The organism is Methylobacterium sp. V23 (assembly GCF_002917135.1).
Classification (GTDB): Bacteria; Pseudomonadota; Alphaproteobacteria; order Rhizobiales; family Beijerinckiaceae; genus Methylobacterium.
On record NZ_PDHT01000004.1, the window covers coordinates 81,523 to 107,301 of the forward strand.

General features: G+C 71.0%; 18 protein-coding genes and 1 pseudogene. 15 read left to right on the forward strand and 4 right to left on the reverse strand.

Translation table 11 applies throughout. From position 1 onward, the window contains the following. Positions 1-116 precede the first annotated feature (116 nt). From mnmE to CRT23_RS06070, 5 genes are all read left to right on the forward strand, one after another. Positions 117-1,433, forward strand: coding sequence for a tRNA uridine-5-carboxymethylaminomethyl(34) synthesis GTPase MnmE (mnmE, locus tag CRT23_RS06050; protein WP_103709074.1), 1,317 nt, complete (start codon positions 117-119; stop codon positions 1,431-1,433). 116 nt (positions 1,434-1,549) lie between these two features. Beyond that, positions 1,550-3,430 (forward strand): tRNA uridine-5-carboxymethylaminomethyl(34) synthesis enzyme MnmG, encoded by a 1,881-nt coding sequence (mnmG, locus tag CRT23_RS06055; protein ID WP_103708985.1) that lies wholly within the window; start codon positions 1,550-1,552, stop codon positions 3,428-3,430. Further along, complete coding sequence (gene rsmG / locus CRT23_RS06060) at positions 3,420-4,058, forward strand: 16S rRNA (guanine(527)-N(7))-methyltransferase RsmG (RefSeq protein WP_055948560.1); 639 nt, start codon at positions 3,420-3,422, stop codon at positions 4,056-4,058. The genes mnmG and rsmG overlap by 11 nt, the downstream gene beginning before the upstream one ends. Next, complete coding sequence (locus CRT23_RS06065) at positions 4,055-4,903, forward strand: ParA family protein (RefSeq protein ID WP_055946476.1); 849 nt, start codon at positions 4,055-4,057, stop codon at positions 4,901-4,903. The genes rsmG and CRT23_RS06065 overlap by 4 nt, the downstream gene beginning before the upstream one ends. A 71-nt stretch (positions 4,904-4,974) precedes the next feature. Next, a complete protein-coding gene (locus CRT23_RS06070) occupies positions 4,975-5,874 on the forward strand; it encodes a ParB/RepB/Spo0J family partition protein (protein ID WP_055948557.1) in 900 nt (299 codons plus the stop codon). 12 nt (positions 5,875-5,886) lie between these two features. Here the strand turns inward: CRT23_RS06070 and holA are convergent, their stop codons facing one another. The 3 genes from holA to leuS form a co-directional block, all read right to left on the reverse strand. Further along, positions 5,887-6,915 carry a DNA polymerase III subunit delta gene (holA, locus tag CRT23_RS06075; protein ID WP_103708986.1) on the reverse strand — a complete coding sequence of 343 codons (1,029 nt, stop codon included), beginning with the start codon at positions 6,913-6,915 and terminating at the stop codon, positions 5,887-5,889. Between the two features lie 13 nt (positions 6,916-6,928). Then, complete coding sequence (gene lptE / locus CRT23_RS06080) at positions 6,929-7,504, reverse strand: LPS assembly lipoprotein LptE (RefSeq protein ID WP_244477151.1); 576 nt, start codon at positions 7,502-7,504, stop codon at positions 6,929-6,931. A 174-nt stretch (positions 7,505-7,678) separates the two neighbouring features. Then, entirely contained in the window at positions 7,679-10,285 is a 2,607-nt protein-coding gene (gene leuS / locus CRT23_RS06085) for a leucine--tRNA ligase (RefSeq protein ID WP_103708987.1), read from the reverse strand. 243 nt (positions 10,286-10,528) lie between these two features. Between leuS and CRT23_RS06090 the strand changes: the two genes are divergently transcribed. Then, on the forward strand, positions 10,529-11,296 hold the full coding sequence (locus CRT23_RS06090; protein WP_103708988.1) for a YggS family pyridoxal phosphate-dependent enzyme: 768 nt from the start codon (positions 10,529-10,531) through the stop codon (positions 11,294-11,296). Between the two features lie 7 nt (positions 11,297-11,303). Here the strand turns inward: CRT23_RS06090 and CRT23_RS06095 are convergent, their stop codons facing one another. Further along, entirely contained in the window at positions 11,304-11,732 is a 429-nt protein-coding gene (locus CRT23_RS06095; protein WP_055946462.1) for a MarR family winged helix-turn-helix transcriptional regulator, read from the reverse strand. 117 nt (positions 11,733-11,849) lie between these two features. On the opposite strand from CRT23_RS06095, the gene CRT23_RS06100 reads away from it, so the two are divergent. From CRT23_RS06100 to CRT23_RS06145, 9 genes and pseudogenes are all read left to right on the forward strand, one after another. Continuing rightward, the gene (locus CRT23_RS06100; protein ID WP_103708989.1) at positions 11,850-13,181 is read left to right on the forward strand and encodes an MFS transporter; all 1,332 of its coding nucleotides are present in this window, start codon (positions 11,850-11,852) and stop codon (positions 13,179-13,181) included. Positions 13,182-13,552: 371 nt separating this feature from the next. Continuing rightward, entirely contained in the window at positions 13,553-14,275 is a 723-nt protein-coding gene (locus tag CRT23_RS06105; RefSeq protein WP_055946454.1) for an amino acid ABC transporter permease, read from the forward strand. A gap of 40 nt (positions 14,276-14,315) precedes the next feature. Further along, positions 14,316-15,008 carry an ABC transporter permease subunit gene (locus CRT23_RS06110; RefSeq protein ID WP_055946451.1) on the forward strand — a complete coding sequence of 231 codons (693 nt, stop codon included), beginning with the start codon at positions 14,316-14,318 and terminating at the stop codon, positions 15,006-15,008. Positions 15,009-15,143: 135 nt separating this feature from the next. Next, positions 15,144-15,872: an amino acid ABC transporter ATP-binding protein gene (locus tag CRT23_RS06115; RefSeq protein WP_055948551.1), complete on the forward strand. Its 729-nt coding sequence runs from the start codon at positions 15,144-15,146 to the stop codon at positions 15,870-15,872. Between the two features lie 814 nt (positions 15,873-16,686). Beyond that, positions 16,687-19,350: a pyruvate dehydrogenase (acetyl-transferring), homodimeric type gene (gene aceE / locus CRT23_RS06120; RefSeq protein ID WP_103708990.1), complete on the forward strand. Its 2,664-nt coding sequence runs from the start codon at positions 16,687-16,689 to the stop codon at positions 19,348-19,350. A 125-nt stretch (positions 19,351-19,475) separates the two neighbouring features. Further along, positions 19,476-20,810: pseudogene (aceF, locus tag CRT23_RS06125) on the forward strand (dihydrolipoyllysine-residue acetyltransferase); the annotation flags it as partial. A gap of 39 nt (positions 20,811-20,849) precedes the next feature. Then, complete coding sequence (gene lpdA, locus CRT23_RS06130) at positions 20,850-22,721, forward strand: dihydrolipoyl dehydrogenase (protein WP_103708992.1); 1,872 nt, start codon at positions 20,850-20,852, stop codon at positions 22,719-22,721. Positions 22,722-22,861: 140 nt separating this feature from the next. Continuing rightward, the gene (locus tag CRT23_RS28380; protein WP_181017267.1) at positions 22,862-23,362 is read left to right on the forward strand and encodes a hypothetical protein; all 501 of its coding nucleotides are present in this window, start codon (positions 22,862-22,864) and stop codon (positions 23,360-23,362) included. A 100-nt stretch (positions 23,363-23,462) separates the two neighbouring features. Then, a complete protein-coding gene (locus CRT23_RS06145; RefSeq protein WP_103708995.1) occupies positions 23,463-25,727 on the forward strand; it encodes an NADP-dependent malic enzyme in 2,265 nt (754 codons plus the stop codon). Positions 25,728-25,779: the final 52 nt, after the last annotated feature.

Below are 25,779 nucleotides of genomic sequence, written 5' to 3' on the forward strand. Positions count from 1 at the left end.
CATCCGGGTCCGGCCCATGGCCTTCCCTCGCCTGACAATTTCCGGCTGAAACAAGTTTATTAGCTGGTTAACGAATGCCTGACGCGCCCGGTGTCGGCTCAAAGGGCACCGCCCCGATGACCGAACCGCCTACCCTCTTCGCGCCTGCCACCGGCCCCGGTCGATCGGCCGTCAGCGTGATCCGGATCTCCGGTCCGGCCTCCGCCGCCGTGATCCGTGCCCTCTCCGGCCCCCTCCCCCCGCCCCGGCGCCTGTCCCTCCGTACGCTGCGCGCGCCCGACGGCACGCCCCTCGACCAAGCCCTCGTCGCCTGGATGCCGGGCCCTGCCAGCTTCACCGGCGAGGACATGGTGGAGCTGCACCTGCATGGCGGCCTCGCGGTCCGCAGCGCGGTCCTGCGCGCCCTGGCCGAGATCCCGCAATGTCGACCGGCCGAACCCGGGGCCTTCACCCGCCGGGCCTTCCTCAACGGCCGCCTGGACCTCACCGAGGCCGAGGGCATCGCCGACCTCATCGACGCCGAGACCGAGGCGCAGCGACGCCAGGCCCTGCGCCAGCTCGACGGAGCCCTCGGCAAGCGCGTGGCCGATTGGCGTGAACGCCTGCTCGATCTGCTGGCCGGCGTCGAGGCGGCCCTCGACTTCTCCGACGAGGGCGATGTCGACGACGCGGCCCTGGATGCCGCCCTGGCGCAGAAGGCGCGGGCGATCCGCAACGAGGTGGCGATGGTCCTGGCCGATGCCCGGCGCGGTGAGCGCCTGCGGGACGGATTCACCGTCGTCCTGGCGGGGCCGCCCAATGCCGGCAAGTCGACGCTGCTGAACGCCCTGAGCCGACGCGAGGCGGCGATCGTCTCGGCGATCCCCGGCACGACCCGCGACGTCATCGAGGTGCGCTGCGACCTCGGCGGATTGCCGGTGATCCTCGTGGACACTGCCGGCCTGCGCGTGGCGGGCGATGCCATCGAGGCGGAAGGCATCCGGCGGACGCGGGCCCGGATGCGGCAGGCCGACCTCGTGGTGATGCTCGCGAGCCCGGATGCGGAGACGTCGGCGGCCGAGCCGATGCCGGACGGGCCGGTGCTTCGCGTGCGGACCAAGGGCGACCTCGATCCCGCCGCTCCCCTGCCGGACGGCGCAATCGCCATCTCGGCCCTGACCGGTCTGGGTCTCGACCGGTTGTTGGCGGCCATCGAGGATCAGGCCTCCCGAGCGGTCGGCAGCGGAGACGCCCTGATCACGCGCGAACGTCACCGGCTGGGCCTGACCCGCTGTCGCGAACATCTCGATCGGCTGCTGGCCGGGACGGCCCTGCCCGAACTTGCCGCCGAGGATCTACGGCTGGCGGTCCGGGCGCTCGGCGAAGTGGCCGGACATGTCGGCGTCGAGGAAATGCTGGATCGGCTCTTCGCCGGCTTCTGCATCGGAAAGTGAGCGCGTCCCTCCGCGCCCTGTGACCCTGGGACCACGAGGCTTCGGTTTCACGTGAAAACTACGTCGCTGCCGATCCATCGATTGACCATCGGCGCCTCAGCCGCTTAATCGATCCCATGCACCAGACACCTGATTCCTACGACGTCATCGTCGTTGGTGGAGGCCATGCCGGCGTCGAGGCGGCTGCGGCCGCCGCCCGGATCGGCGCGCGGACGGCGCTCGTGACCCATCAGGCCGCCACCATCGGTGCCATGTCCTGCAACCCCGCCATCGGGGGCCTGGGCAAGGGACATCTGGTCTGCGAGGTCGATGCCCTCGACGGCCTGATGGGACGCGTGGCCGACGCGGCCGGCATCCAGTTCCGGCTGCTCAACCGGCGGAAGGGTCCGGCGGTCCGTGGCCCACGCACCCAGGCCGATCGCAAGCTCTACGCCCGCGCGATGCAGGCGGCCATCGCCGAGACCGCGAACCTGCGGGTGATCGAGGGGGAGGTGGCCGATCTCGCCCTCGCGCAGGGGCGCGTCTCCGCGGTGCTCCTGGCCGATGGGCGCACCCTCCCCTGCGGCGCCGTCGTCCTGACCACCGGCACCTTCCTGCGCGGCCTCATCCATATCGGCGAGACCCGGATCCCGGCCGGCCGGGTCGGCGAGGCCCCGTCCGTGTGCCTGGCCCAGACCCTCGACCGCGCCGGTTTCGCCCTCGGGCGCCTGAAGACCGGCACCCCGGCCCGTCTCGACGGACGCACCATCGACTGGTCCGGCCTGGAGATGCAGTCGGCGGACGCGGATCCGGTGCCGTTCTCGACCCTCACCGAGCGGATCACCACCCCGCAGATCCAGTGCGGCATCACCCGCACGACCCAGGCCGTTCACGACCTCATCCGCGCCAACCTGCACCGCTCGCCGATGTATTCCGGCGGCATCGCCAGCCGGGGCCCGCGCTACTGCCCATCGATCGAGGACAAGGTCGTCCGCTTCGGCGACCGCGAGGGTCACCAGATCTTCCTGGAGCCCGAGGGCCTCGACGACCCGACCGTCTACCCGAACGGCATCTCCACGGCGCTTCCCGAGAGCGTCCAGCGCGACGTCATCGCGCTGATCCCCGGACTGGAGCGGGCCACCATCCTGCGGCCGGGCTATGCCATCGAGTACGACTACGTCGATCCGCGCGAACTCGATGCCACCCTCCAGGCCAAGCGCCTGCCGGGCCTGTTCCTGGCCGGGCAGATCAATGGCACCACCGGCTACGAGGAAGCGGCCGGGCAGGGGCTCGTGGCCGGACTCAACGCCGCCCGCCTCGCCGGGGGTTCGGCCCTCGCCACCTTCGACCGGGCCGAGTCCTATCTCGGCGTGATGATCGACGACCTCGTCACCCATGGGGTGAGCGAGCCCTACCGCATGTTCACGTCGCGCTCCGAGTACCGGCTCTCCCTGCGCATCGACAATGCCGACGAGCGCCTGACGCCCAAGGGCGCCGCCCTCGGCTGCGTCGGACAGCGCCGCGCCACGCATTTCGCCGCCGCGCAGACGGCCCTGGACGGGGCGCGCGGCCAGCTCGACCGCTTGAGCCTGACCCCGAACCAGGCCCAGGCCGCCGGTATCGCGCTCAATCAGGACGGCATCCGCCGCTCCGCCTTCCAGCTTCTGTCCTACCCGGACATCGACTGGGCGCGCCTCTGCGCAGTCTGGCCGGAGCTCTCGGCGGTCCCGCCCCGCGTGGCCGAGCGGCTCTGCACCGACGCCACCTACGCCGTCTACCTCGATCGGCAGCAGGCGGACATCGCCGCCTTCCGCCGGGACGAGGCGGTCGCCCTGCCGATCCGCCTGGACTATGCGGGCATTCCCGGCCTGTCGAACGAGATGCGGCTCAAGCTCGAAGCCGTGCGCCCGGGAACGCTGGGGCAGGCGGCACGGATCGAGGGTGTGACTCCGGCCGCCCTCACCCTCCTGGCGGCCCATGCCCGCCGGGCCGACCGCGGGGCCGCGCATGGCCTCTGATCGAGACCGCGATCGGGTCCTGGCCAGTGCGGGTGTTTCACGTGAAACAGCGCAGCGCCTCGACCTCTACGTCGCGCAGCTGCGGCGCTGGCAGACCGTGAAGAACCTCGTCGGACCCGCGACCCTGACGGAGGTCTGGACCCGCCACATCGCCGATGCGCTCCAGCTTCGGGCCATCGCGCCGGAGGCGGAGACCTGGCTCGACCTCGGGGCAGGGGCCGGACTCCCCGGCCTCGTCCTGGCCATCGCGGGGCATGAGCGCCCCGGGTTTCAGGTCGATCTCGTGGAGAGCAACGCGCGCAAATGCGCTTTTCTCACCGAGACCGCGCGCCTGACCGGCGCGCCGGCCAAGGTCCACAATGCCCGGATCGAGCAGGTCATCGCGGCCCATCGCGGCGTCGCGGTGGTCTGCGCCCGGGCCCTCGCGCCCCTCGCCCAGCTGCTCGCCTGGGCGGAGCCGTTGTTGACAACCGGCACGGTCGGCCTGTTTCCGAAAGGACGGGATGTCCAATCGGAATTGACCGAGGCCGCGCAACGGTGGAGATTCGTTTACGATCTCGTGCCGAGCCGAACCGAGTCGGAAGCGCGGATCGTCCGCGTCACGACCCTATCTCGCGTGGATTCATGACAAGCGCTCCGACTCCCGTACCGACGACCGGCGGCAATCCGGATCGGCCGCTGCGCATCCTGGCCCTGGCCAACCAGAAGGGTGGCGTCGGCAAGACGACCACCGCGATCAACCTCGGCACGGCGCTGGCGGCGATCGGTGAGAGCGTGCTGGTGATCGATCTCGATCCGCAGGGCAATGCCTCGACGGGCCTCGGCATCGACCGCCGCCAGCGCAAGGTCTCGACCTACCACGTGCTTGCCGGGGAGGCGTCCCTGGGCCAGGCCTGCATCCCCACCGCGGTGCCGCGCCTGATGGTGGCGCCCTCCACCATGGACCTGCTCGGGCTGGAGATGGAGATGGCGAGCGCGCCCGACCGCGCCCATCGCCTGCGCAACGTCCTCAAGGGGGTCGGCGAAGCGGGCGCCACGGCCGGCGTGACCTACGTCCTGATCGATTGCCCGCCCTCCCTGAACCTGCTGACCATCAATGCCCTCGCCGCCTCCGACGCGGTGCTGGTGCCCCTGCAATGCGAGTTCTTCGCCCTGGAGGGCCTGAGCCAGCTGCTGCGCACGGTGGAGCAGGTGCGCGGCGCGCTCAATCCGCGCCTGACCATCCAGGGCATCGTCCTGACCATGTTCGATCCCCGCAACAACCTGTCGGCGCAGGTGGTGGCGGATGTGCGCAGCTTCATGGGCGAGAAGGTCTACGAGACCATGATCCCCCGCAACGTCCGGGTCTCTGAGGCGCCGTCGCACGGCAAGCCAGTCCTGCTCTACGATCTCAAATGCGCGGGCTCGCAGGCCTACCTGCGCCTCGCTTCCGAGATCATCCAGCGCGAGGGGCGCCTCCCCGTCGCGGCGTGACGATGCGGGGGCGCTCTGCCCTCGCCGTATGACAAGCGTGTCCCCAAGGTTCGGAGTTGAAGCAGGTGGCGATGGCGGATGATGTGGTGCGGCCCCGGCTCGGGCGCGGCCTCGCGGCCCTAATCGGCGATTTCGGCGATGACAGCGCCGAGGCGAGCAAGTCGCAGGAGCAGCGCAAGGTCGCGGTGGAATTCCTGCGTCCCAACCCGCGCAACCCGCGCCGCCGCTTCAACGAGTCGGACCTCGAGGAACTCTCGGCCTCGATCAAGCTGCGCGGCATCATCCAGCCCATCGTGGTGCGGGCCCTCGCCGGCGTGCCGGACACCTACGAGATCGTGGCCGGCGAGCGCCGCTGGCGTGCAGCCCAGCGGGCGGGCCTGCACGAGGTGCCCGTGGTCACGGTGGAGATCGACGACCGGACCTCGCTGGAATTCGCCATCCTGGAGAACGTCCAGCGCACCGACCTCAACGCCATCGAGGAGGCCGCGGGCTACGAGCGCCTGATGAGCGAGTTCCAGTACAGCCAGAGCGAACTCGCCGAGATTCTGGGCAAGAGCCGCAGCCACCTGGCCAACACCCTGCGCCTGCTTCAGCTCGCCCCGACGATCCAGGACCGGGTCGTGGCCGGTGAGATCACCGCCGGCCATGCCCGCGCGCTCCTGGCCGTGCGGGACGCCGAGGGCGTTGCCCGTCGGATCGTGGAGGAGGGCCTGTCGGTGCGCGAGGTCGAGGCCCTGGCCTCCGCCGAGGTGCCGGAGGGTGACGGTCCCCGCCCCGGCCGGCCGCGGCGCGCGGCGGAGAAGGATGCCGAGATCCGCACCCTGGAACAGGCCATGGCCCGGGCCCTCGGCATGACCGTGGCGGTGAAGACCAAGGTGGCCGGCGCGGGCGAGATCCGCATCCGCTACGAGAACGCGGCCGAGCTCGAAGCCCTGTGCCAGCGCTTCAACCTGGGGCAGGCGGAGGCCTGACCCCACCGATCGCTATCGCCGCCGGGCCGCCTCGCCGGCGATGCGCAGGAGCGTGCTCGACGCGTGGGCGTGGGCGAGGTCCGGGGTCGCCCGGCGGCAGGCCAGGACCGAGTCCTGCAGCAGCTGGACCGCGTGGCGCAGGGCCGGGGGCGACCAGCGCGAGAGCTGGGTTTCCACCAGGGCCTTGCGCCGGAAATGCAGGCCGCGCCAGTTCGCCACCATTAGGCTGGGGCTCTGCCCCTCTCCGGCAAGCCGCGTCGCCAGCAGGGTCAGGGCGTGCCGCAGGGCCGAGCCCAGCATCACCGATGGGTCCATGCCCTCGTGGCGGAAGCGACGATAGTCGCGCTCGACCTCGCCGCTGCGGCCGGCGAAGGCTGCATCGATCAGCGTGTTGAGCACGCTGCCGGCGACGTCGCTGACCACCGCCTCGACATCGTCGAGGCTGACGCTGCCCTGCCCCTGGGCGTAGAGGGCGAGCTTCTCGATCTCCGACAGGCTGGCGCCGCGGTCGCCGCCGAGGCTGGTGGCGAGCACGTCCCGCGCCTCGCGGGCGATGCGCAGGCCCTGGTCCTGCAGGGTGCGGTCGATGAGGTCGCCGAGCGCGCGCTCGTCGTCGGGATAGCAGGGCAGGGCGAGGGCCTTCGGCGACTTCTCGCAGAGGGTCCGCAGGGGGGCGCTCTTGGCGAGGTCGCCGCCCTCCACCACGATGCGGGCGTTCTGGATCTCGGCCTTGAGGGCGGCCTCGACGGCGGGCGCGTAGTTGCGGCTGCCGGACCGGACCCAGATCGTGCGGCTGCCACCGAACAGTCCGACCGTGCCGGCCTCGTCCACGAGGCGTCCGGGATCCTGGGCCAGCACGTCCCCGTCGATCTTCACCATGGCGAAGGGGTCGCCCGGGTCGCTGACGAAGGCTTCCGCCAGGGCCTTGGCGCGCGTGAAGACGAGGCCCGTATCCGGGCCGTAGACGAGCAGGATCGCGATGCGCGGATCGGGTCCGCGCCGGATCAGGCCGTCGACGTCGCTGGCCTTGACGGCGGTCACGGCAGGGCCCGGCTCAGGGCTTCGTCACCAGCACGGAGGCGATGCGGGTCTTGATCTGCTCGGCCAGGACCTTGGCCAGGCGGATCTCGGCGTCGCGGGCGGCGCGCAGGCTGGCGAAGCGCTGTATCGAGCGGTCGTAGGTGGCGGTGGAGGTCGCCACGCCCTCGCTGATGATCTTCGTGCCGCTGAGGTCTTCGAGGGCGTACTTCACCGTTCCGACGATGGTGCCGGCCTCGGCGCGACCGGTCTGCGAGGACACGATCGGGGTCTGCACCGACTCGCTGCCCTGCATCTTCAGGCGGTAGCGCTTGGTGGAAGGCTGGCCCGAGCCATCGAGATCGAAGATGAGCTCGCTGCGCAGGTAATGGCCCAGACGCTCCTGACCCTGGGCCATCGCCACGTCGTCCACCTGGACGGAGGCGAGGAGGGCGGCCATCGGCTCGCCTGAGGCGGTGGGTCCGTAGAGGGGACGGAAGCAGGCCGACAGGTTGAGCGCCAGGGCGGCGACGGCCGCGACCCGCAGGGCGCGGCCGACCGTGCCGGCCGCCGCTGCCCGAACCGCCACTGCCCTGTTTGCCAAGCGCATCATGCCCGCCGCCGTTCCGCTGTCTCGTCCCGCCCGTCTGTACGGCGAACCGGGGTTCGACGACAGCCTATTCGCCCCAAGCTTTACGTTTCCTACCCGGCAGGATCATGGTCGCCGGATCGGGGGTGTGGACAGCGGGGGCGTCCCCCTTCCTCGTGGGGGAGGTCGGAAACCCGCTCAGACCACGAGGTTCACGATCCGGCCCGGGACCACGATGACCTTCTTCGGGCTGCGGCCTTCGAGGGCGCGCTGCACCGCCTCGTCGGCCAGCACCAGGGCCTGGACAGCCGCGACGTCGGCGCTGCGCGGCACCGTGACATCCGCCCGCTTCTTGCCGTTGAGCTGGACCGGCAGGGTAACGCTGTCCTCCACCAGCAGCGCGCGATCGACCTCCGGCCAGGGCGCCTGGGCGGCGAGACCGTCGCGGCCGAGCGCCTGCCAGCATTCCTCGGCGAGGTGCGGCATCATCGGGGCGATTAACTGGGTCAGGATCCCGGCCGCTTCCCCGACGATGGCCCGCGAGACGCTGCCCCGCAGCGCGTCGTCGAGGGCGTTGGCGAGGGTGTAGATGTGGGCCACGCAGCGGTTGAAGCGCAGGCGCTCCACGTCCTCCTCCACGGCAGCCAGGGCCTTGTGGGCAGCCTTGCGCAAGGCGGCGTCGCTCGCGCCGGTCGTGGTTTCAACGGTGCTCGCCAGGGAGACGAGGCGCCAGACGCGCTGGACGAAGCGGGCCGCGCCCTGGACGCCGTCCTCGGTCCAGATCACGTCGCGCTCGGGCGGAGAGTCGGAGAGCATGAACCAGCGCGCGGTGTCGGCGCCGTAGCTGGCGATGATGTCGTCCGGGTCGACGACGTTCTTCTTCGACTTGGACATCTTCTCGATGGCGCCGATCGTGATCGGCTCCGCCGTTTTCACGTGAAACGCTTCGCGGGTGCCGGACTCGGCCGAGATCCGGATGTCGGCGGGAGGCACCCAGGCGCCGGCCGCATCCTTGTAGGTCTCGTGGACGACCATGCCCTGCGTGAACAGGCCGTCGAAGGGCTCGGAGACACCGGACCAGTCGGTGGCCTTCATCGCCCGCATGAAGAAGCGGGCGTAGAGCAGGTGCAGGATCGCGTGCTCGATCCCGCCGATATACTGGTCGACGGCGAGCCACTGGTCGACGGCCGTGCGGTCCGTGGGCGCGTCCTGCAGCCAGGGGGCGGTGAAGCGGGCATAGTACCAGGACGAGTCCACGAAGGTGTCCATGGTGTCGGTCTCGCGCCGCGCGGGCTGGCCGCAGGTGGGGCAGGGGACGTCGCGCCAGGCGTGATCCCGCTCCAGCGGGTTGCCGGGCACGTCGAAGGAGACCTCCTCGGGGAGCTTCACCGGCAGGTCGGCCGCCGGGACCGGCACGGGCCCGCAGGCCTCGCAATGGATGATCGGGATCGGGCAGCCCCAGTAGCGCTGGCGCGAGACGCCCCAGTCGCGCAGGCGGAACTGCACCTTGCGCTGCGCCACCGGCGCTCCGTCGAGGATCTCCGCCTCCAGGCGGTTGGCCACCGCGTGGAAGGCCTCGTCGGTGGTCATGTCGTCGAGGAAGCGCGAGTTGATCATCCGCCCGTCGCCGTCATAGGCGGTGTCGGTGATAACGAAGCTGGCACCGTCCTGGTCCTCCGGGCAGACCACGGGCGTGTTGCCAAGCCCGTACTTGTTGGAGAAGTCGAGGTCGCGCTGGTCGTGGGCCGGACAGCCGAACACGGCGCCGGTGCCGTATTCCATGAGCACGAAATTCGCGACGTAGACCGGCAGCAGCCAGGACGGGTCGAGGGGATGGCGCACCGTGAGCCCGGTGTCGAAGCCGAGCTTCTCCGCCGTGTCGATGGCCGCCTGGGCCGTGCCCGTGCGCCGGCATTCCTCGATGAAGCTCTGCAGGGCCGGGTGGGCCGGAGCCAGGGCTGCGGCGATCGGGTGGTCGGCGGCGATGGCCAGGAACTTCGCCCCGAACAGGGTGTCGGGCCGCGTGGTGTAGACCTTCACCTCGGGAGCGATGTGGGCCGGCGGCGCCTCCAGGGCGAAGCGGACCTCCAGCCCCTCGGAGCGGCCGATCCAGTTCTTCTGCATCACCCGGACCTTCTCCGGCCAGCGCTCCAGGCCGCCGAGGGCGTCGTACAGGTCCTGCGCGAAGTCGGTGATCTTGAAGAACCACTGGGTCAGCTCGCGCTGCTCCACCAGGGCGCCCGAGCGCCAGCCGCGCCCGTCGATGACCTGCTCGTTGGCCAGCACGGTGTGGTCCACCGGGTCCCAGTTCACCTTGGCCGTGCGGCGCGTCACCAGCCCCTTGGCCAGGAAGTCGAGGAACATGCGCTGCTGGTGCTTGTAGTAGTCGGGATCGCAGGTCGCGATCTCGCGGCTCCAGTCGAGGGACAGGCCCATGCTCTGGAGCTGCCCGCGCATCGTCGCGATGTTGGCATAGGTCCAGTCGCGCGGGTTGACCTTGCGCTCCATGGCGGCGTTCTCGGCCGGCAGGCCGAAGGCGTCCCAGCCCATCGGGTGCAGCACGTTGAAGCCCCGCGCCCGCTTGTAGCGCGCCACCACGTCGCCCATGGCGTAGTTGCGCACGTGGCCCATGTGGATGCGCCCCGACGGGTAGGGGAACATCTCCAGCACGTAGTATTTCGGCTTCGGATCGTCGTTCTGGGTGGCGTAGATCCCCGCCGCCGCCCAGGCCTGCTGCCAGCGCGGCTCGGTCTCCTTGGCGTTGTAGCGCTCGGGAGCGGGTTTGGGGGCAGGGGTGGTCGTCATGGGCCGGGCGCCGGGGTTCTGGGGTGAGAAGCGCGCCTCGCGGGGTGCGGGCTCGCCCTGAGAGGCTGAGGGCCGGACTACCACGGGGAGGGGAGGGGTCAACACGGATCGGGCTGCCCGGCCCGCGGGGAAGCGTCGTCGCCGAGCCCGCGTCGGCGCGCGGCGCGTTGTCCTTGCGGCCCGCGCCCGGAATGGTAGTCCCCGGACCGAGCGATCCACCGAACCCCTTCCCTGCGAGGCAGCATGGCCGACACAGTCTCCGACGACGCCATTTCCGAAACCGCGCCCGAAACCTCGCCCGAGACCTTACCCGACGCTGCCCCGCTCCCTCCGAACGCCGCCGACGTGGTGGCCGGGCTCGCGGCGGTGCGCCACCAGATCGCCCAGGCGGCGGAGGATGCCGAGCGCGATCCCGCCACGGTCGCCCTGGTGGCGGTGTCGAAGACGATTCCCGCCGCCGGGATCCTGCCGGCGCTCGCCGCCGGGCAGCGCCTGTTCGGCGAGAACTACGTCCAGGAATCCAAGGCCAAGTGGCCGGCGCTCCGGGAGCGCTACCCGGACGTGGAGCTCCACCTCGTCGGCCCGCTGCAATCGAACAAGGCCCGGGAGGCGGTGGAGCTGTTCGACGTCCTCCACGGCCTCGACCGGCTCTCCCTCGCGGCGGCTTTGGCCAAGGAGATCGCGCGGGTGGGCCGCGCGCCCAAGCTCCTGATCCAGGTCAATACCGGCGACGAGCCGCAGAAGGGCGGCGTCGCGCCGGCCGATCTCGACACCCTGCTGTCCGCCTGCCGCGAGACCCACGGCCTCACGATCCACGGGCTGATGTGCATCCCGCCCGCCGACGCGCCGCCCTCGCCGCACTTCGCCCTGCTGGCCCGGATCGCCGAGCGCCACAGCCTGCCGATCCTCTCCATGGGCATGAGCGCGGACTACCCCGCCGCGATCCAGATGGGCGCCACCCATGTCCGGGTCGGCACCGCGATCTTCGGCGCCCGTCCGCGCAAGGGCTAGGGCCGCCTCACACCGTCCGCACCACCCGCGCCAGGGCGGTCCGGAGGTCCGCGGCCGCCGTCGCGCCGTAGCGTGCCTCGAAGCCCGCCTGCGCCACCCGCCAGAGGGGCTCGGCCTCGGCGATGCGCCGCCGGCCGGCCTCGGTGAGGTGGAGGGCCCGGGTCCGCCCGTCCGGTCCCGGCCCGACGGCGAGGAGGCCGTCGCGTTCCAGGGGCTTCAGGGCCCGCCCCATGGTGGTGCGGTCCATCGCCATGGCATCGGCGAAGGCGGCGATGGCGATCGGGCCGAGGCGCGCCAAGCCCACCAGCATCGAATACTGCGACGTGCGCAGGCCCGCCGGCGCCAGGTGCCGGTCGTAGAACTGCGTCACCTGCCGGGCGCCCCGGCGGATCGCGTTGCAGTGGCAGAGCACGGCGGGGGAGGGGGGATCGGCCATGGAACGCTCCGCGCGGTCGGAGCCCTTGTCTAAAGCGTGCATATGCGCTTATGCAAGGCGCCTGCGCTCCTGCAAGGCTCCAGGGCCTCGGCAGCCGGCGCGCCGGAGCACCGTGCCATGGCCACCGACCCCACCCTGCGCCTGTCCGACGCCGTCGCGACGGGGTTCGCCCGCCGCGGCCTCCATTACGGCTGGGCCGTGGCCGGCGTGACCTTCCTGACCATGCTGGTCACGGCGGGCGCCGTCGGAGCCCCGGGTGTCCTGATCCTGCCCCTCCAGAAGGAGTTCGGCTGGGACACGGCGACGATCGGCTCGGCGCTCGCCGTGCGCCTCGTCCTGTTCGGCCTGATGGGGCCCTTCGCCGCCGCCCTGATGAACCGCTACGGCCCGCGCCGGATCGTGCTCCTGGCCCTGGGGCTGATCGCCGGCGGCCTGCTGGCCTCCCTGGGGATGACGCAGGTCTGGCAGCTCGTCCTGCTCTGGGGCGTGGTGGTGGGCATCGGCACGGGGCTGACCGCCCTGGTGCTGGGCGCCACGGTGGCGACGCGCTGGTTCTCGCGATCCCGCGGCCTCGTGGTCGGCCTTCTCACCGCCAGTTCCGCCACGGGGCAGCTCGTGGTGCTGCCCCTGCTCGCCGCCCTCACGGAGGCCCTCGGCTGGCGCGCCGCCCTGCTGGTGATCTGCGGCCTCCTCCTCGCGGCCGGCCTCGGGGTCGTCGCCCTGATGCGGGACCGGCCGGAGGATCTCGGGCTGGCGCCCTACGGCGAGACGCGCCCGACCGTGGCCCCGGCCACCCCGGGCTCCGGTGCCACCGGCCCGAGCGCCCACGGCGCCCTGTCCGCCCTGCGCGACGCCGCCGGCACCCGGGTGTTCTGGGTGCTGTTCGCCACGTTCTTCATCTGCGGGGCCAGCACCAACGGGCTGATCCAGACCCACTTCATCCCCCTCTGCGCCGATTACGGCATCGGGCCGGTGCAGGGCGCCAGCGTGCTCGCCGCCATGGGCGTGTTCGACTTCATCGGCACCGTGGCCTCGGGCTGGCTCTCCGACCGCTACGACAACCGCTGGCTCCTGTTCTGGTACTACGGCCTGCGCGGCCTCTCGCTGATGTTCCTGCCGTTCTCGGACTTCTCCTTCGTGGGCCTGTCGCTGTTCGCGGTGTTCTACGGCCTCGACTGGATCGCCACGGTGCCGCCCACCGTGCGGCTGACCGCGGCGCGGTTCGGGCGCGAGCGCGCCAACCTCGTCTTCGGCTGGGTCTTCGCTGGCCATCAGCTCGGCGCGGCGACGATCGCCTACGGAGCCGGTCTCTCGCGGACCGAACTCGCGACCTACCTGCCGGCCTTCTTCGCCGCCGGGGCGCTCTGCCTCGCCGCCGCCGGGCTGATCCTCACCCTGGGCCGGCCGGCCCCGCAGGGTGTCCCCGCGGCCACACCGGCCCGCGCCTGAGCCGCGGGTCGGCCCTCGCCCTCGGGCTCTGGTCCGGATGATGCTAGGGGCGGGCACCGATGTGCCGCCCTGGTTCCCGTCCGATCCGCCTCAGCCCCCTCCGTGCCCGGCCGAATCGCCCGAAGGCCGTCGCTCCGCCCCCTCCGGGCGGGCCGGCGGCCCTTGCGTGGCGTGCGCGGGGGTCATGCCCGGAAAAGCAGCAAATCTCTGGAAATGTCAGTGTGGGACCGGGGCGCGACCCTCAAGGCCCTGGACCTTCCGCTCAAGGTCTCGGCACTGTCCGACACAGCACCGCCACATTCACGGGCGCGCGCCCGCATGCTTGCCACGGGCGCTCGCCCGGATGCCCGATCACAGGGGACGACGACGCGATGAACTACAACTGGAACTGGGGCATCTTCCTCGAACCGTCCCCGGAAGGCACCGGCACCTACGCGGACATGCTGCTCTCGGGCCTGATGTGGACGGTGGTGACGGCCCTCTGCGCCTGGGTGATCGCGTTTCTCCTCGGCTCCGTCATCGGCGTGATGCGCACCCTGCCGTCGAAGCTCGCCAACGCCGTCGGCACGACCTACGTCGAGCTGTTCCGCAACATCCCCCTGCTGGTGCAGATGTTCCTCTGGTACTTCGTCCTGCCGGAGGTGCTGCCCGAATCCTGGGGCAGCGGGATCAAGCAGCTGCCCAACGCGCCGTTCTACACGGCGGTGGTGTGCCTGGGCTTCTTCACCGCCTCCCGCGTCGCCGAGCAGGTGCGCGCCGGCATCCAGGCCCTGCCGCGCGGGCAGAAGATGGCCGGCACCGCCATGGGCCTGACGGTCTACCAGACCTACCGCTACGTGCTCCTGCCCAGCGCCTACCGGATGATCCTGCCGCCGCTGACCTCGGAATTCCTGAACAACCTCAAGAACACCTCGGTCGCCCTCACCATCGGCCTGCTCGAGCTCACCGCCCGCGCCCGCGCCATGCAGGAATTCTCGTTCCAGGTGTTCGAGGCCTTCACCGCCGCCACCGTCCTCTACGTCCTGATCAACGTCGTGGTGATCTTCACCTCCGGCTGGATCGAGCGCCGCGTCGCCGTCCCGGGCCATCGCTGAGGGGCTGCCCTCCGCCTTCTCCTCCTCAAGGATCGCCGCGATGCTCGCGAATTTCGACTTCTCCGTCATCACCTCCGCGCTGCCGTACCTGTTCCTGGACGGCATGCGCTTCACCCTGACGCTGACGGCGCTCGCCGCCATCGGCGGCATCGTGCTCGGCACGCTCATCGCCATGATGCGGCTCTCCAGCCTGCCGGTGATCCCGACCGTGGCCAAGGGCTACGTCAACCTGATGCGGTCGCTGCCCCTCGTGCTGGTGATCTTCTGGTTCTACTTCCTGGTGCCCTATCTCGGGCAGTGGATCACCGGGGCCGACCGGCCGATGACGGTGGGCGCCTTCACCTCGTCGCTGGTGACCTTCACGCTGTTCGAGGCGGCCTACTTCTCCGAGATCATGCGCGCCGGCATCCAGTCGATCCCCAAGGGCCAGGCGGCGGCGGCCTCGGCGCTGGGCCTGACCTACTTCGCCTCGATGCGCAGCGTGATCCTGCCCCAGGTGTTCCGCAACATGACGCCGATCCTGCTGACGCAGACCATCGTCCTCTTCCAGGACACCTCGCTGGTCTACGTCCTCTCGGTGACCGACTTCCTCGGCGCGGCCTCGAAGATCGCCCAGCGCGACGGCCGCCTCGTGGAAATGTACCTGTTCGCGGCCGTGGTCTACTTCGCGGTCTGCTTCGTGGCCTCCATGGCGGTGCGCCGCCTCCAGAAGAAGATCGCCATCATCCGCTGACACCGGGCCCCCCCTCTGCCCAGGCATTCCCTGGACGAGGCCTTCCCCTGCTCAGGCGTCGCCGCATCCCAGACGAGGATTTCCGCCATGACCACGTCGCTCAACACCGCCCAGGCCCCCGTGACCACGGGGCCGATGATCACCATGAAGTCCGTCAGCAAATGGTACGGAGACTTTCAGGTCCTCACCGATTGCAGCACCGCCGTGAACAAGGGTGAGGTGGTGGTGGTCTGCGGGCCCTCGGGCTCCGGCAAGTCGACCCTGATCAAGTGCGTCAACGCCCTCGAGCCCTTCCAGAAGGGCGAGATCGTCGTCGACGGCACGCCCGTGCACGACAAGAAGACCAACCTGCCGAAGCTGCGGGCCCGGGTCGGCATGGTGTTCCAGCACTTCGAGCTGTTCCCGCACCTCTCCATCACGGAGAACCTGACCCTGGCGCAGCGCAAGGTGCTCCGGCGCGACGAGGACACCGCCCTCAAGACGGGTCTGGCGCTCCTCGACCGGGTCGGCCTCTCGGCCCACGCCAAGAAGTTTCCCGGCCAGCTCTCGGGCGGCCAGCAGCAGCGCGTGGCCATCGCCCGGGCGCTCGCCATGAACCCGGTGGTGATGCTGTTCGACGAGCCGACCTCGGCCCTCGATCCCGAGATGGTCGGCGAGGTGCTCGACGTCATGGTCCAGCTCGCCCGCGAGGGCATGACCATGATGTGCGTGACCCACGAGATGGGCTTCGCCCGCAAGGTCGCGAACCGCGTGATCTTCATGGACAAGGGCGAGATCGTCGAGGACGCCACCAAGGAGGACTTCTTCGCCAACGCCCGCTCCGAGCGCGCCCAGAACTTCCTGTCGAAGATCCTGGTGCATTGAGGGCCGGCGCCGGTTTCGGCGCCCCGTCGTCCTCCCGAGGGCGGACGGCGTCACCGGAGCGGGACCGTTTCCCGCTTCGGTCGTTGCCCCATCCCTGAGGGAATCCCGCTGCGCGGTGGCCCCTGAACGAGCCCGCGCCACGGTCTTCACGAAGTTCGGAGCGTCCGCGACCTCGCCGTCGCGTCGACCCTCCTGGTGGTCGTTTTCCCCGTGGCGCGCCGCACGGCCCCGGACCCGGGCGACTCCCGTCGCGCGGCGCTGCGCGCGGGCCGCACCGACATCGCCGCCCCGCTGCGAGACCGCGCCTCCGGGGTGCCGTCCCGGCCGCCCCATAATCCTCGCCCCATGATCCTCGCCCCATGATCCTCGCCCCATGATCCTCGCCCCATAATCCTCGCGATCGGCTTCGGGGTTGGGTGTGCCCCGTGGGTGGCCGGCCGTGTCGCCTGGACCCACGCGATGTCTCTCGGAACAGCCGCGACGGTGCCGGGGGGCGTCTCGGCGGGGACCGGCCTGGGCCGGATCATCCGGACCCGGCACGGACCGGCGCAGCGACCTGCCCGAGGCTGCGCCGGACCCGATAACGCCGCCGGCACGGGTCTGGAAAGCCAGACAAAAAAATTCAAACCCGTAACAAATTTCGCAGACCAAAAACTTTCGGCTTCGGCGAAGCCATTGCCAGACAACGCAAAAAGCGATTGGGTGGGGTTGGCACGAACGCTGCTCACGAACGCTGCCGACGCACGAACGCCGCTGACGCGTGAGGCGCCAAAGAGCGGACCGCGAGAACCGCTGAAAAACCAAGGAGGATGCCATGGAGCGTAGCCGCGACCTCGATCCCGTCGAGACGCAGGAATGGCTCGATTCGCTGGACGGCGTCCTCGACGTCGACGGGCCGGAGCGGGCGCATTACCTGATCGAGCAGGTGATCGACGGGGCCCGCAAGAAGGGCGCTCCCGTCCCCTACTCGGCCAACACCGCCTACCTCAACACGATCCTGCCCGAGAAGCAGGACCCGCATCCCGGCGACCGGGCGATCGAGCACCGCATCCGCTCGGCCATCCGCTGGAACGCCATCGCGATCATCCTGCGGGCGAACAAGGACTCGTCCGAGCTCGGCGGCCACATCGCCAGCTTCCAGTCCGCCGCCACCCTCTACGACACCGGCTTCATGCATTTCTGGCGGGCGGCCGATGCCAGCCACGGCGGCGACCTGATCTACGTGCAGGGCCATTCCTCGCCCGGCGTCTATGCCCGCGCCTTCCTGGAGGGGCGCCTCACCGAGGAGCAGCTCCTCGGCTTCCGGCAGGAGGTCGGCGGCAAGGGCCTGTCGTCCTATCCGCATCCCTGGCTGATGCCGGATTTCTGGCAGTTCCCCACCGTCTCCATGGGCCTCGGCCCCCTGATGGCGATCTACCAGGCGCGCTTCCTGCGCTACCTGCACCACCGCAACCTCGCGCAGACGGACGGCCGCAAGGTCTGGGCCTTCATGGGCGACGGCGAGATGGACGAGCCGGAGAGCCTGGGCGCCATCGCGCTCGCGGCGCGTGAAAAACTCGACAACCTCGTCTTCGTCATCAACTGCAACCTGCAGCGCCTCGACGGGCCGGTGCGCGGCAACGGCAAGATCGTCCAGGAGCTGGAGGCCGATTTCCGCGGCGCCGGCTGGAACGTCATCAAGGTGCTGTGGGGGTCGGGCTGGGACGCCCTGATCCAGCGCGACAGCACCGGCATGCTGGCGCGCCTGATGGAGGAGTGCGTCGACGGCGAGTACCAGGACTTCAAGTCGAAGAACGGCGCCTATATCCGCGAGCACTTCTTCGGCCGCTACCCCGAGACCGCGGCCCTCGTGGCCGACATGAGCGACGACGACATCTGGCGCCTCACCCGCGGCGGCCACGACCCGCGCAAGGTCTTCGCCGCCTACAGCGCCGCCTCCAAGCACAAGGGCCAGCCCACCCTCATCCTCGCCAAGACCGTCAAGGGCTACGGCATGGGCGAGTCCGGCGAGGGCCAGAACATCACCCACCAGCAGAAGAAGATGGGCGAGGCGGTCCTGCGCCAGTTCCGCGACCGCTTCCAGATCGACCTGACCGACGACCAGCTGAAGGAGATCCCCTTCATCAAGTTCCCCGAGGGCAGCCCCGAGCACCGCTACCTGATGGCGCGGCGGGAAGCCCTCGGCGGTCCCCTCCCGGCCCGGCGGCGGACATCGCACGCCCTGGAGATCCCGCCGCTCTCGGCCTTCTCGGCCCAGCTCAAGGAGACCGCGGGCCGCGAGATCTCCACCACCATGGCCTTCGTGCGCATCCTCAACACGCTGCTGCGCGACAAGAACATCGGCAACCGCATCGTGCCGATCGTGCCCGACGAGAGCCGCACCTTCGGCATGGAAGGCATGTTCCGCCAGTTCGGCATCTTCTCCCAGGTCGGCCAGCTCTACCGGCCGGAGGATGCCAACCAGCTGATGTACTACAAGGAGGACAAGAACGGTCAGATGCTCCAGGAGGGCATCAACGAGCCGGGCGCGATGTCGTCCTGGATCGCGGCCGCGACCTCCTACTCGCACTCCGACGCGCCGACGATCCCGTTCTACGTCTACTACTCGATGTTCGGCTTCCAGCGGGTCGGCGACCTCGCCTGGGCGGCGGGCGACATGCGGGCGCGGGGCTTCCTCATCGGCGGCACGGCGGGGCGCACCACCCTCAACGGCGAGGGCCTGCAGCACGAGGACGGCCACAGCCACCTGATCTCGTCCACCATCCCGAACTGCGTCTCCTACGACCCGACCTTCTCGTACGAGGTGGCGGTGATCGTGCAGGACGGCCTGCGCCGGATGTATGCCGAGCAGGAGGACGTGTTCTACTACATCACCGTGATGAACGAGAACTACGAGCACCCCGGCATGCCGGAGGGCGCCGAGGCCGACATCATCAAGGGCATGTACCTCTTCAAGGAGGGCCCGGAGGAGAAGACCCAGGGGCACCGGGTCCAGCTCCTGGGCTCGGGCACCATCCTGCGGGAGGTCATCGCTGCGGCCGCCCTGCTGGAGCAGGATTTCGGCATCAGCGCCGACATCTGGAGCTGCCCGAGCTTCACCGAGCTGCGCCGCGACGCCATGGCGGCGGAGCGCTGGAACCTCCTGCACCCGCTGGAGGGCAGGCGCCTCTCCCATGTGGAGACCTGCCTGACCGGCCGCACCGGCCCGGTGGTGGCCGCCACCGACTACATGCGCCTGTTCGCCGACCAGATCCGCACCTGGGTGCCCGGACGCTACCGCGTGCTCGGCACCGACGGCTTCGGCCGCTCGGACTACCGGGCCCGCCTGCGCGACTTCTTCGAGGTCAACCGGCACTGGGTCGTGGTGGCGGCGCTGCACAGCCTGGCCGAGGAGGGCGTGATTCCGGCCCAGACCGTGGCCGACGCCCTCGCCCGGTACGGCATCGACACCGACCGGCCGGCCCCCTGGACCGTCTGATCTGATCTGATCCGGCTCGGCGCCGGCCGCCCACGCGCGGCCGGCGCCCCCGACTTCCCGACCTTTCACCGACCACACCACCGGACGAGGGGGCCCGCGAGAGGCTCCGACTCAGCCAGGGAGAATGCGCAGTGGGCATCGAGATCCAGATCCCGGATATCGGCGACTTCAAGGACATCCCGATCATCGAGATCCACGTGAAGGAGGGCGACACGATCGGGCCCGACGACCCGCTGGTCTCGCTGGAATCCGACAAGGCGACCATGGACGTGCCCTCGCCGAGCGCCGGCGTGGTGGAGCGGATCCTGGTCAAGCTGGGCGACAAAGTGAGCGAGGGCTCGCCGCTCCTGGTGTTCAAGGGCGAGGCCTCCCAGGGTGCGGTCAAGGGCGCCGAGACCGCCGCCGACGCGCCCGCGGGCGCCGACAGCGCCGCCCTGCTCGCCAAGCAGGAGCCGGCCCCGAGCGCGACCCCCACCCCGAATTCGGGCCCCGCCGCGCCCGCCCCGTCGGCCGGCAACCTTCCCGACTTCTCACAGGTCCATGCCAGCCCCGGCGTGCGGCGCCTGGCCCGCGAGCTCGGCCTCGATCTGACGGCGGTGAAGGGCACCGGCGAGAAGGGCCGGATCACCAAGGAGGACGTGAAGGGCCACCTCACCCGCGCGGCGGCGCCCGCCGCGGCCGCCTCCGGCACGGCCGCCTTCTCCGGCGGCGGCATGGGCATCCCGGAGATCCCGGCGGTGGATTTCGCGAAGTTCGGCCCGATCGAGACCCTGCCCCTGTCGCGGATCAAGAAGATCTCCGGCGCGCACCTGCACCGGTCCTGGCTCAACGTGCCGCTGGTCACCCACCAGGACGAGTCGGACATCACCGAGACGGATGCCTACCGCAAGGAGCTCGACGCCCAGGGCAAGGAGCTCAAGGACAAGGGCTACCGCGTCACCCTGCTGGCCTTCCTGATCAAGGCCGCGGTTTCCGCCCTACGCAAGCACCCCGAGTTCAACGCCTCGCTGTCGCCTGAGAAGGACGCCCTGATCCTCAAGCGCTACTACAACATCGGCGTCGCGGTCGACACGCCGGACGGGCTCGTCGTCCCGGTGATCAAGGAGGCCGACCGCAAGGGCCTCGTGGAGATCAGCCGCGACCTCGGGGCGATCTCGGCGAAAGCCCGCGACGGCAAGCTCAGCGCCGCCGACATGCAGGGCGCCACCTTCTCGATCTCCAGCCTCGGCGGCATCGGCGGCACCGCCTTCACGCCGCTGGTCAACGCCCCCGAGGTCGCGATCCTGGGCGTCGCCCGCGCGAAGATGAGCCCGGTCTGGAACGGCACCGCGTTCACGCCGCGCCTGATCGTGCCGCTCTCGCTCTCCTACGACCACCGCGTCATCGACGGTGCGCTCGCCGCGCGCTTCACCCGCCACCTCGCCCACGTCCTCGAGGACGTCCGGCGCCTCGTCGTCTGACGAAGCCCGGTTGCGCGACCCAACGAGCGAGGTGAAGCGATGAGCAGCAACGACGTCCACCTGCCGGATATCGGCGACTTCAAGAACGTGCCCGTGATCGAGGTCAGCGTCAGCCCCGGCGACGTGATCTCGGTCGACGACGTGATCATCGTGCTGGAATCCGACAAGGCCACCATGGACATCCCGTCCCCGGTGGCCGGCACGGTGGCCGAGGTGCGGATCAAGCCCGGCGACACGGTGAGCCAGGGCGACCTGATCCTGGTGATGGCCGAGGCCGCGAACGCCGGGGCCGGCGCGCCGAAGCCCACGGTCACCGACACCACCAGGTCCGGCACTCCCGCCTCCGCCCCCGGCGCCCCCGCGGCCCTGAGCGGCCACGCCCCGGGCGAGGGCCAGGCCGGCTACGGCTCCTCGGCCACCGCCACCGGCGGGGCGGCGCCCGCGCCCGCTCCGAAGGCGGCGGCCCCCGTCTCCGGCGAGGCGATGCGGGCCCAGGTCCTCGTCATCGGGGCCGGACCCGGCGGCTACACCGCCGCCTTCCGGGCGGCCGATCTCGGCCAGTCGGTGGTGCTGGTCGAGCGCTGGCCGAGCCTCGGCGGCGTCTGCCTCAACGTGGGCTGCATCCCCTCGAAGGCCCTGCTGCACGCCGCCAAGGTCATCGACGAGAGCCACGCCATGGCGGCGCACGGCATCAGCTTCGCCGCGCCGCAGATCGACATCGACAAGCTGCGCGCCTGGAAGGACGGGGTGGTCCAGCGCCTCACGGGCGGCCTCACCGGGCTGGCCAAGCAGCGCAAGGTCACGGTGGTGACGGGCGAGGCCCGCTTCGTCAGCCCGAACCAGGTCGCGGTGGAGCACGAGGGCCAGACCCGGATCATCGGCTTCGACCACGCCATCATCGCGGCCGGCTCCGAGCCCGTGCAGATGCCCTTCATCCCGCACGACGACCCGCGGGTCCTCGACTCGACGGGGGCGCTGGAACTCGACGGCGTCCCGGCCCGCTTGCTGGTGATCGGCGGCGGCATCATCGGGCTGGAGATGGCCACCGTCTACCACGCCCTCGGCGCGAAGGTGACCATCGTCGAGCTGATGGACCAGATCATCCCCGGCGCCGACAAGGACCTGGTCACGCCGCTGATGAAGCGGATCAGCAAGCAGTACGAGGCGATCCACCTCAAGGCCAAGGTCACCGCCGTGGAGGCGACGCCGGAGGGGCTGAAGGTCTCGTTCGAGGGCGGCACCGCCCCGGCCAGCGACACCTTCGACAAGGTGCTGGTCTCGGTGGGGCGGCGCCCCAACGGCCAGCGCATCGGCGCGGAGGCGGCGGGCGTCGCCGTCGACGCGCGCGGCTTCATCGCCGTCGACCGGCAGATGCGCACCAACGTGCCCCACATCTTCGCCATCGGCGACGTGGTCGGCCAGCCGATGCTGGCCCACAAGGCGACGCACGAGGGCAAGGTCGCGGCCGAGGTCGCCGCCGGCAAGGCCAGCGCCTTCGACGCCAAGGTCATCCCCTCGGTCGCCTATACCGACCCCGAGGTGGCCTGGGTCGGCATGACCGAGACCGAGGCCAAGGCGAAGGGCGTGAAGGTCGGCAAGGGCGTCTTCCCCTGGGCGGCCTCCGGGCGCTCCCTGGCGCTCGGCCGCGAGGAGGGTCTGACCAAGGTCCTGTTCGACCCGGAGACGGACCGCATCCTCGGCTGCGGCATCGTCGGCCCGTCCGCCGGCGACCTCATCGCCGAGGCGGCCCTGGCCATCGAGCTCGGGGCGGATGCCGAGGATATCGGCCTGACCATCCACCCGCACCCGACCCTGTCGGAGACGATCGGCTTGGCGGCGGAGGCCTTCGAGGGCACCATCACGGACCTCTACATGCCCCGGAAGGACGGCCCGAAGCGCGCCGGCCACTGACGCCGGACGTTCGTGCCGAGGCTCGGACATCGGCAGGCGCCTTCGGGACGGGCGCCGCCGCATCAGGAAGACAGGACCGCGCCGCGACCGGCGCGGTCCTCGCGGAGCCCGTCCCGGCTCCGGCTTCGGGAGACCCGCCGATGTCGTCGAACGCGCCCGATCTCACCTCCGGGCCCCCATCGTCCGCCGCACCGGATCCGGCGCTGCGGCGCGCCGAGACCGCCCGCGATGCCGTCGCGGAGGCCGTCGCGGGCACCCTCGACCGCCTCGCCACGGTGGAGCGGACGGCCGGCGCCGACGTCGCGGCGGACCTCCGGGCCGCCGGCCGGCTGATGGCCCGTCACACCCACCGGCAGCTCGCCGCCAACCTCACCCTGGTCCAGGGCCTGATGGCGGCGCGCAGCCTGCCCGCGATGCTGCAGCTCCAGCAGGATTTCCTGCGCCGGCAAATGGACTGGGCCCTGCGCGACTGGGACCTGGCCCGAGCCCAGGCCCTCGACCTCCTGGCCGAAGGGCGCCGGGCGGCCGGGGGCGAGCCCGACCCGGCCCCGCCATCGGAGGTCGAGCCGGAGGCCGGTCCACCGGAGACCGGTCCGCCGGAGACGCCGGAGACGCCGCCCCCCGATCCTCACCCGGCCTGATCCGCCCCGCGCGGCAGGCCCGACACCCCCTCCGGCTGCCACCGACCCCGCCCCCGGCGGGGCCGACGGCGCCTGTCACCCGCAACCCCCAGGACCAGACATGAGCAAAGACACCGACCTGCGCGCGCCGGGCGCCGCCGCGAACGCCGATGCCGGCACCGAGGCCGCCCTGACCCGGGCCGCCCTCGACTATCACCGCTTCCCGACCCCGGGAAAAATCGCGGTCCAGCCCACCAAGGACATGAGCACCCAGCGCGACCTCGCGCTCGCCTATTCCCCCGGGGTTGCCGCCGCCTGCATGGCGATCGCGCACGCGCCCGACGAGGCCTACAGCCTGACCGCCCGGGGCAACCTCGTGGCGGTCATCACCAACGGCACGGCGGTGCTCGGCCTCGGCCATATCGGCGCGCTGGCCGGCAAGCCTGTGATGGAGGGCAAGGGCTGCCTGTTCAAGAAGTTCGCCGGCATCGACGTGTTCGACATCGAGGTCGACGAGACCGATCCGGAGAAGTTCATCGAGACCGTCGCCCGCCTGGAGCCGACCTTCGGCGGCATCAACCTCGAGGACATCAAGGCCCCCGAGTGCTTCGTCATCGAGACGAAGCTGCGCGAGCGCATGAAGATCCCGGTCTTCCACGACGACCAGCACGGCACCGCCATCGTGGCCGCCGCCGCCCTGATCAACGCCCTCGCGGTGGTGGGCAAGCCGATCGAATCCGCCACCCTGGTCTGCTCGGGCGCGGGCGCCGCGGCCATCGCCTGCCTCAACATCCTGGTGGGCCTCGGCCTGCGCAAGGAGAACATCGTCGTCTGCGATTCCCGCGGCGTGGTCTCCACCGACCGGATGGCCTCCCTCGACGCGCAGAAGCGCGCCTATGCCCGGGACACCACGGCCCGGACGCTGGGCGACGTCGTGGCCGGGGCCGACATCTTCCTCGGCGTCTCCCAGGGCGGCGTGCTCAAGCCCGAGATGGTGGCGAGCATGGCCGACAAGCCGATCATCCTGGCGCTGGCCAACCCCGACCCGGAGATCCTGCCGGCCCTGGCCAAGCAGGTGCGGCCCGACTGCCTCATCGCCACCGGGCGCTCGGACTACCCGAACCAGGTCAACAACGTCCTGTGCTTCCCCTTCATCTTCCGGGGCGCCCTCGACGTCGGCGCCACCGAGATCAACGAGGCCATGAAGCGCGCCGCCGTGCGCGCCCTCGCCGACCTCGTCCATGCCGAGCCGTCGGACGTGGTGGCCGCCGCCTACGGGGCCCACGACCTGCGCTTCGGGCCCGACTACCTCATCCCGCGCCCCTTCGACCCGCGCCTGATCACCACCGTCGCCCCGGCGGTGGCCCAGGCCGCCATCGACAGCGGCGTCGCCACCCGGCCCTTCAAGGACGTCGAGACCTACCGCCGCTCCCTGGAGCGCCTGGTCTACACCTCCGGCACGGTGATGCAGCCGGTCTTCGCCGCCGCCTCCGAGGCCGGCGCCCATTCGGAGGCCGGCCCCCAGCGGATCGCCTATGCCGAGGGTGAGGAGGACCGCGTGCTCCGCGCCGCCCAGGTGGTGGTGGACGAGCGCCTCGCCACCCCGGTCCTCCTCGGCCGGGCCGAGACCATCGCCGAGCGGATCGCCGGCCTCGGCCTGCGCCTGCGCATCGGCACCGACGTGCACGTGGTCGAGACCGCGCCCGGGGCCGACACCACCGTGCGGGCCGCCGCGCTGCTCGCGGCCGGCGAGGTCGACGGCATGCTCTGCGGCACCACCGGCACCTACCCGGCCCATCTCGCCGCCGTGACGGGGACCATCGGCCTGAAGCCCGGTGCGCAGGGGCTCGCCGCCATGGGCCTGCTGCAGCTGCCCCGGCACACGCTGTTCATCTGCGATCCCTACATCCACCGCGACCCCAGCGCCGCCGAGATCGCCGACATGACGGTGCAGGCCGCCGCCGCGATGCGCCGCTTCGGCCAGACCCCGCACGTCGCCCTGGTCTCGTCCGCGAATTTCGGCAGCGTCGACGATCCGGTCTCGCGCAAGATGCGGGAGGCCCTGGCGCTCATCCGGGAACGGGCACCGGATCTCGAGATCGACGGCGAGATGTCCGCCGACACGGCGCTCAGCCGGACGATCCTCGGGCGCCTGCGCCCGGACTCGGCCCTCACCGCCGAGGCCAACCTCCTCGTCATGCCGACCCTGGAGGCGGCCAACATCACCTTCAACGCCCTGAAGGTGGTGGCCGGCCAGAGCGTCTCCGTCGGCCCGATCCTGCTCGGCGCGGCCCGGCCGGTGCACATCCTGACCCCCACCGCCACCGTCCGCGGCATCGTCAACATGACGGCCCTGACGGCGGCCTCCGCCGCGGAGGTGGCTTGACGGGCAGGGGAGGGGGCCTGCCTCTGCCCTCGTCCACTGAGGCCGGCAGCGC

Coding starts and splice junctions, on each gene's coding strand:
- CRT23_RS06095 (WP_055946462.1), bottom strand. CDS start 11,732: ATGGCCGATCCCCCCTCCCCCGCCGTGCTCTGCCACTGCAACGCGATC.
- CRT23_RS06145 (WP_103708995.1), top strand. CDS start 23,463: ATGAGCAAAGACACCGACCTGCGCGCGCCGGGCGCCGCCGCGAACGCC.
- CRT23_RS06100 (WP_103708989.1), top strand. CDS start 11,850: ATGGCCACCGACCCCACCCTGCGCCTGTCCGACGCCGTCGCGACGGGG.
- CRT23_RS06065 (WP_055946476.1), top strand. CDS start 4,055: ATGACAAGCGCTCCGACTCCCGTACCGACGACCGGCGGCAATCCGGAT.
- mnmG (WP_103708985.1), top strand. CDS start 1,550: ATGCACCAGACACCTGATTCCTACGACGTCATCGTCGTTGGTGGAGGC.
- lptE (WP_244477151.1), bottom strand. CDS start 7,504: ATGATGCGCTTGGCAAACAGGGCAGTGGCGGTTCGGGCAGCGGCGGCC.
- rsmG (WP_055948560.1), top strand. CDS start 3,420: ATGGCCTCTGATCGAGACCGCGATCGGGTCCTGGCCAGTGCGGGTGTT.
- mnmE (WP_103709074.1), top strand. CDS start 117: ATGACCGAACCGCCTACCCTCTTCGCGCCTGCCACCGGCCCCGGTCGA.
- CRT23_RS28380 (WP_181017267.1), top strand. CDS start 22,862: ATGTCGTCGAACGCGCCCGATCTCACCTCCGGGCCCCCATCGTCCGCC.
- CRT23_RS06105 (WP_055946454.1), top strand. CDS start 13,553: ATGAACTACAACTGGAACTGGGGCATCTTCCTCGAACCGTCCCCGGAA.
- CRT23_RS06115 (WP_055948551.1), top strand. CDS start 15,144: ATGATCACCATGAAGTCCGTCAGCAAATGGTACGGAGACTTTCAGGTC.
- lpdA (WP_103708992.1), top strand. CDS start 20,850: ATGAGCAGCAACGACGTCCACCTGCCGGATATCGGCGACTTCAAGAAC.
- CRT23_RS06110 (WP_055946451.1), top strand. CDS start 14,316: ATGCTCGCGAATTTCGACTTCTCCGTCATCACCTCCGCGCTGCCGTAC.
- CRT23_RS06070 (WP_055948557.1), top strand. CDS start 4,975: ATGGCGGATGATGTGGTGCGGCCCCGGCTCGGGCGCGGCCTCGCGGCC.
- aceE (WP_103708990.1), top strand. CDS start 16,687: ATGGAGCGTAGCCGCGACCTCGATCCCGTCGAGACGCAGGAATGGCTC.
- leuS (WP_103708987.1), bottom strand. CDS start 10,285: ATGACGACCACCCCTGCCCCCAAACCCGCTCCCGAGCGCTACAACGCC.
- CRT23_RS06090 (WP_103708988.1), top strand. CDS start 10,529: ATGGCCGACACAGTCTCCGACGACGCCATTTCCGAAACCGCGCCCGAA.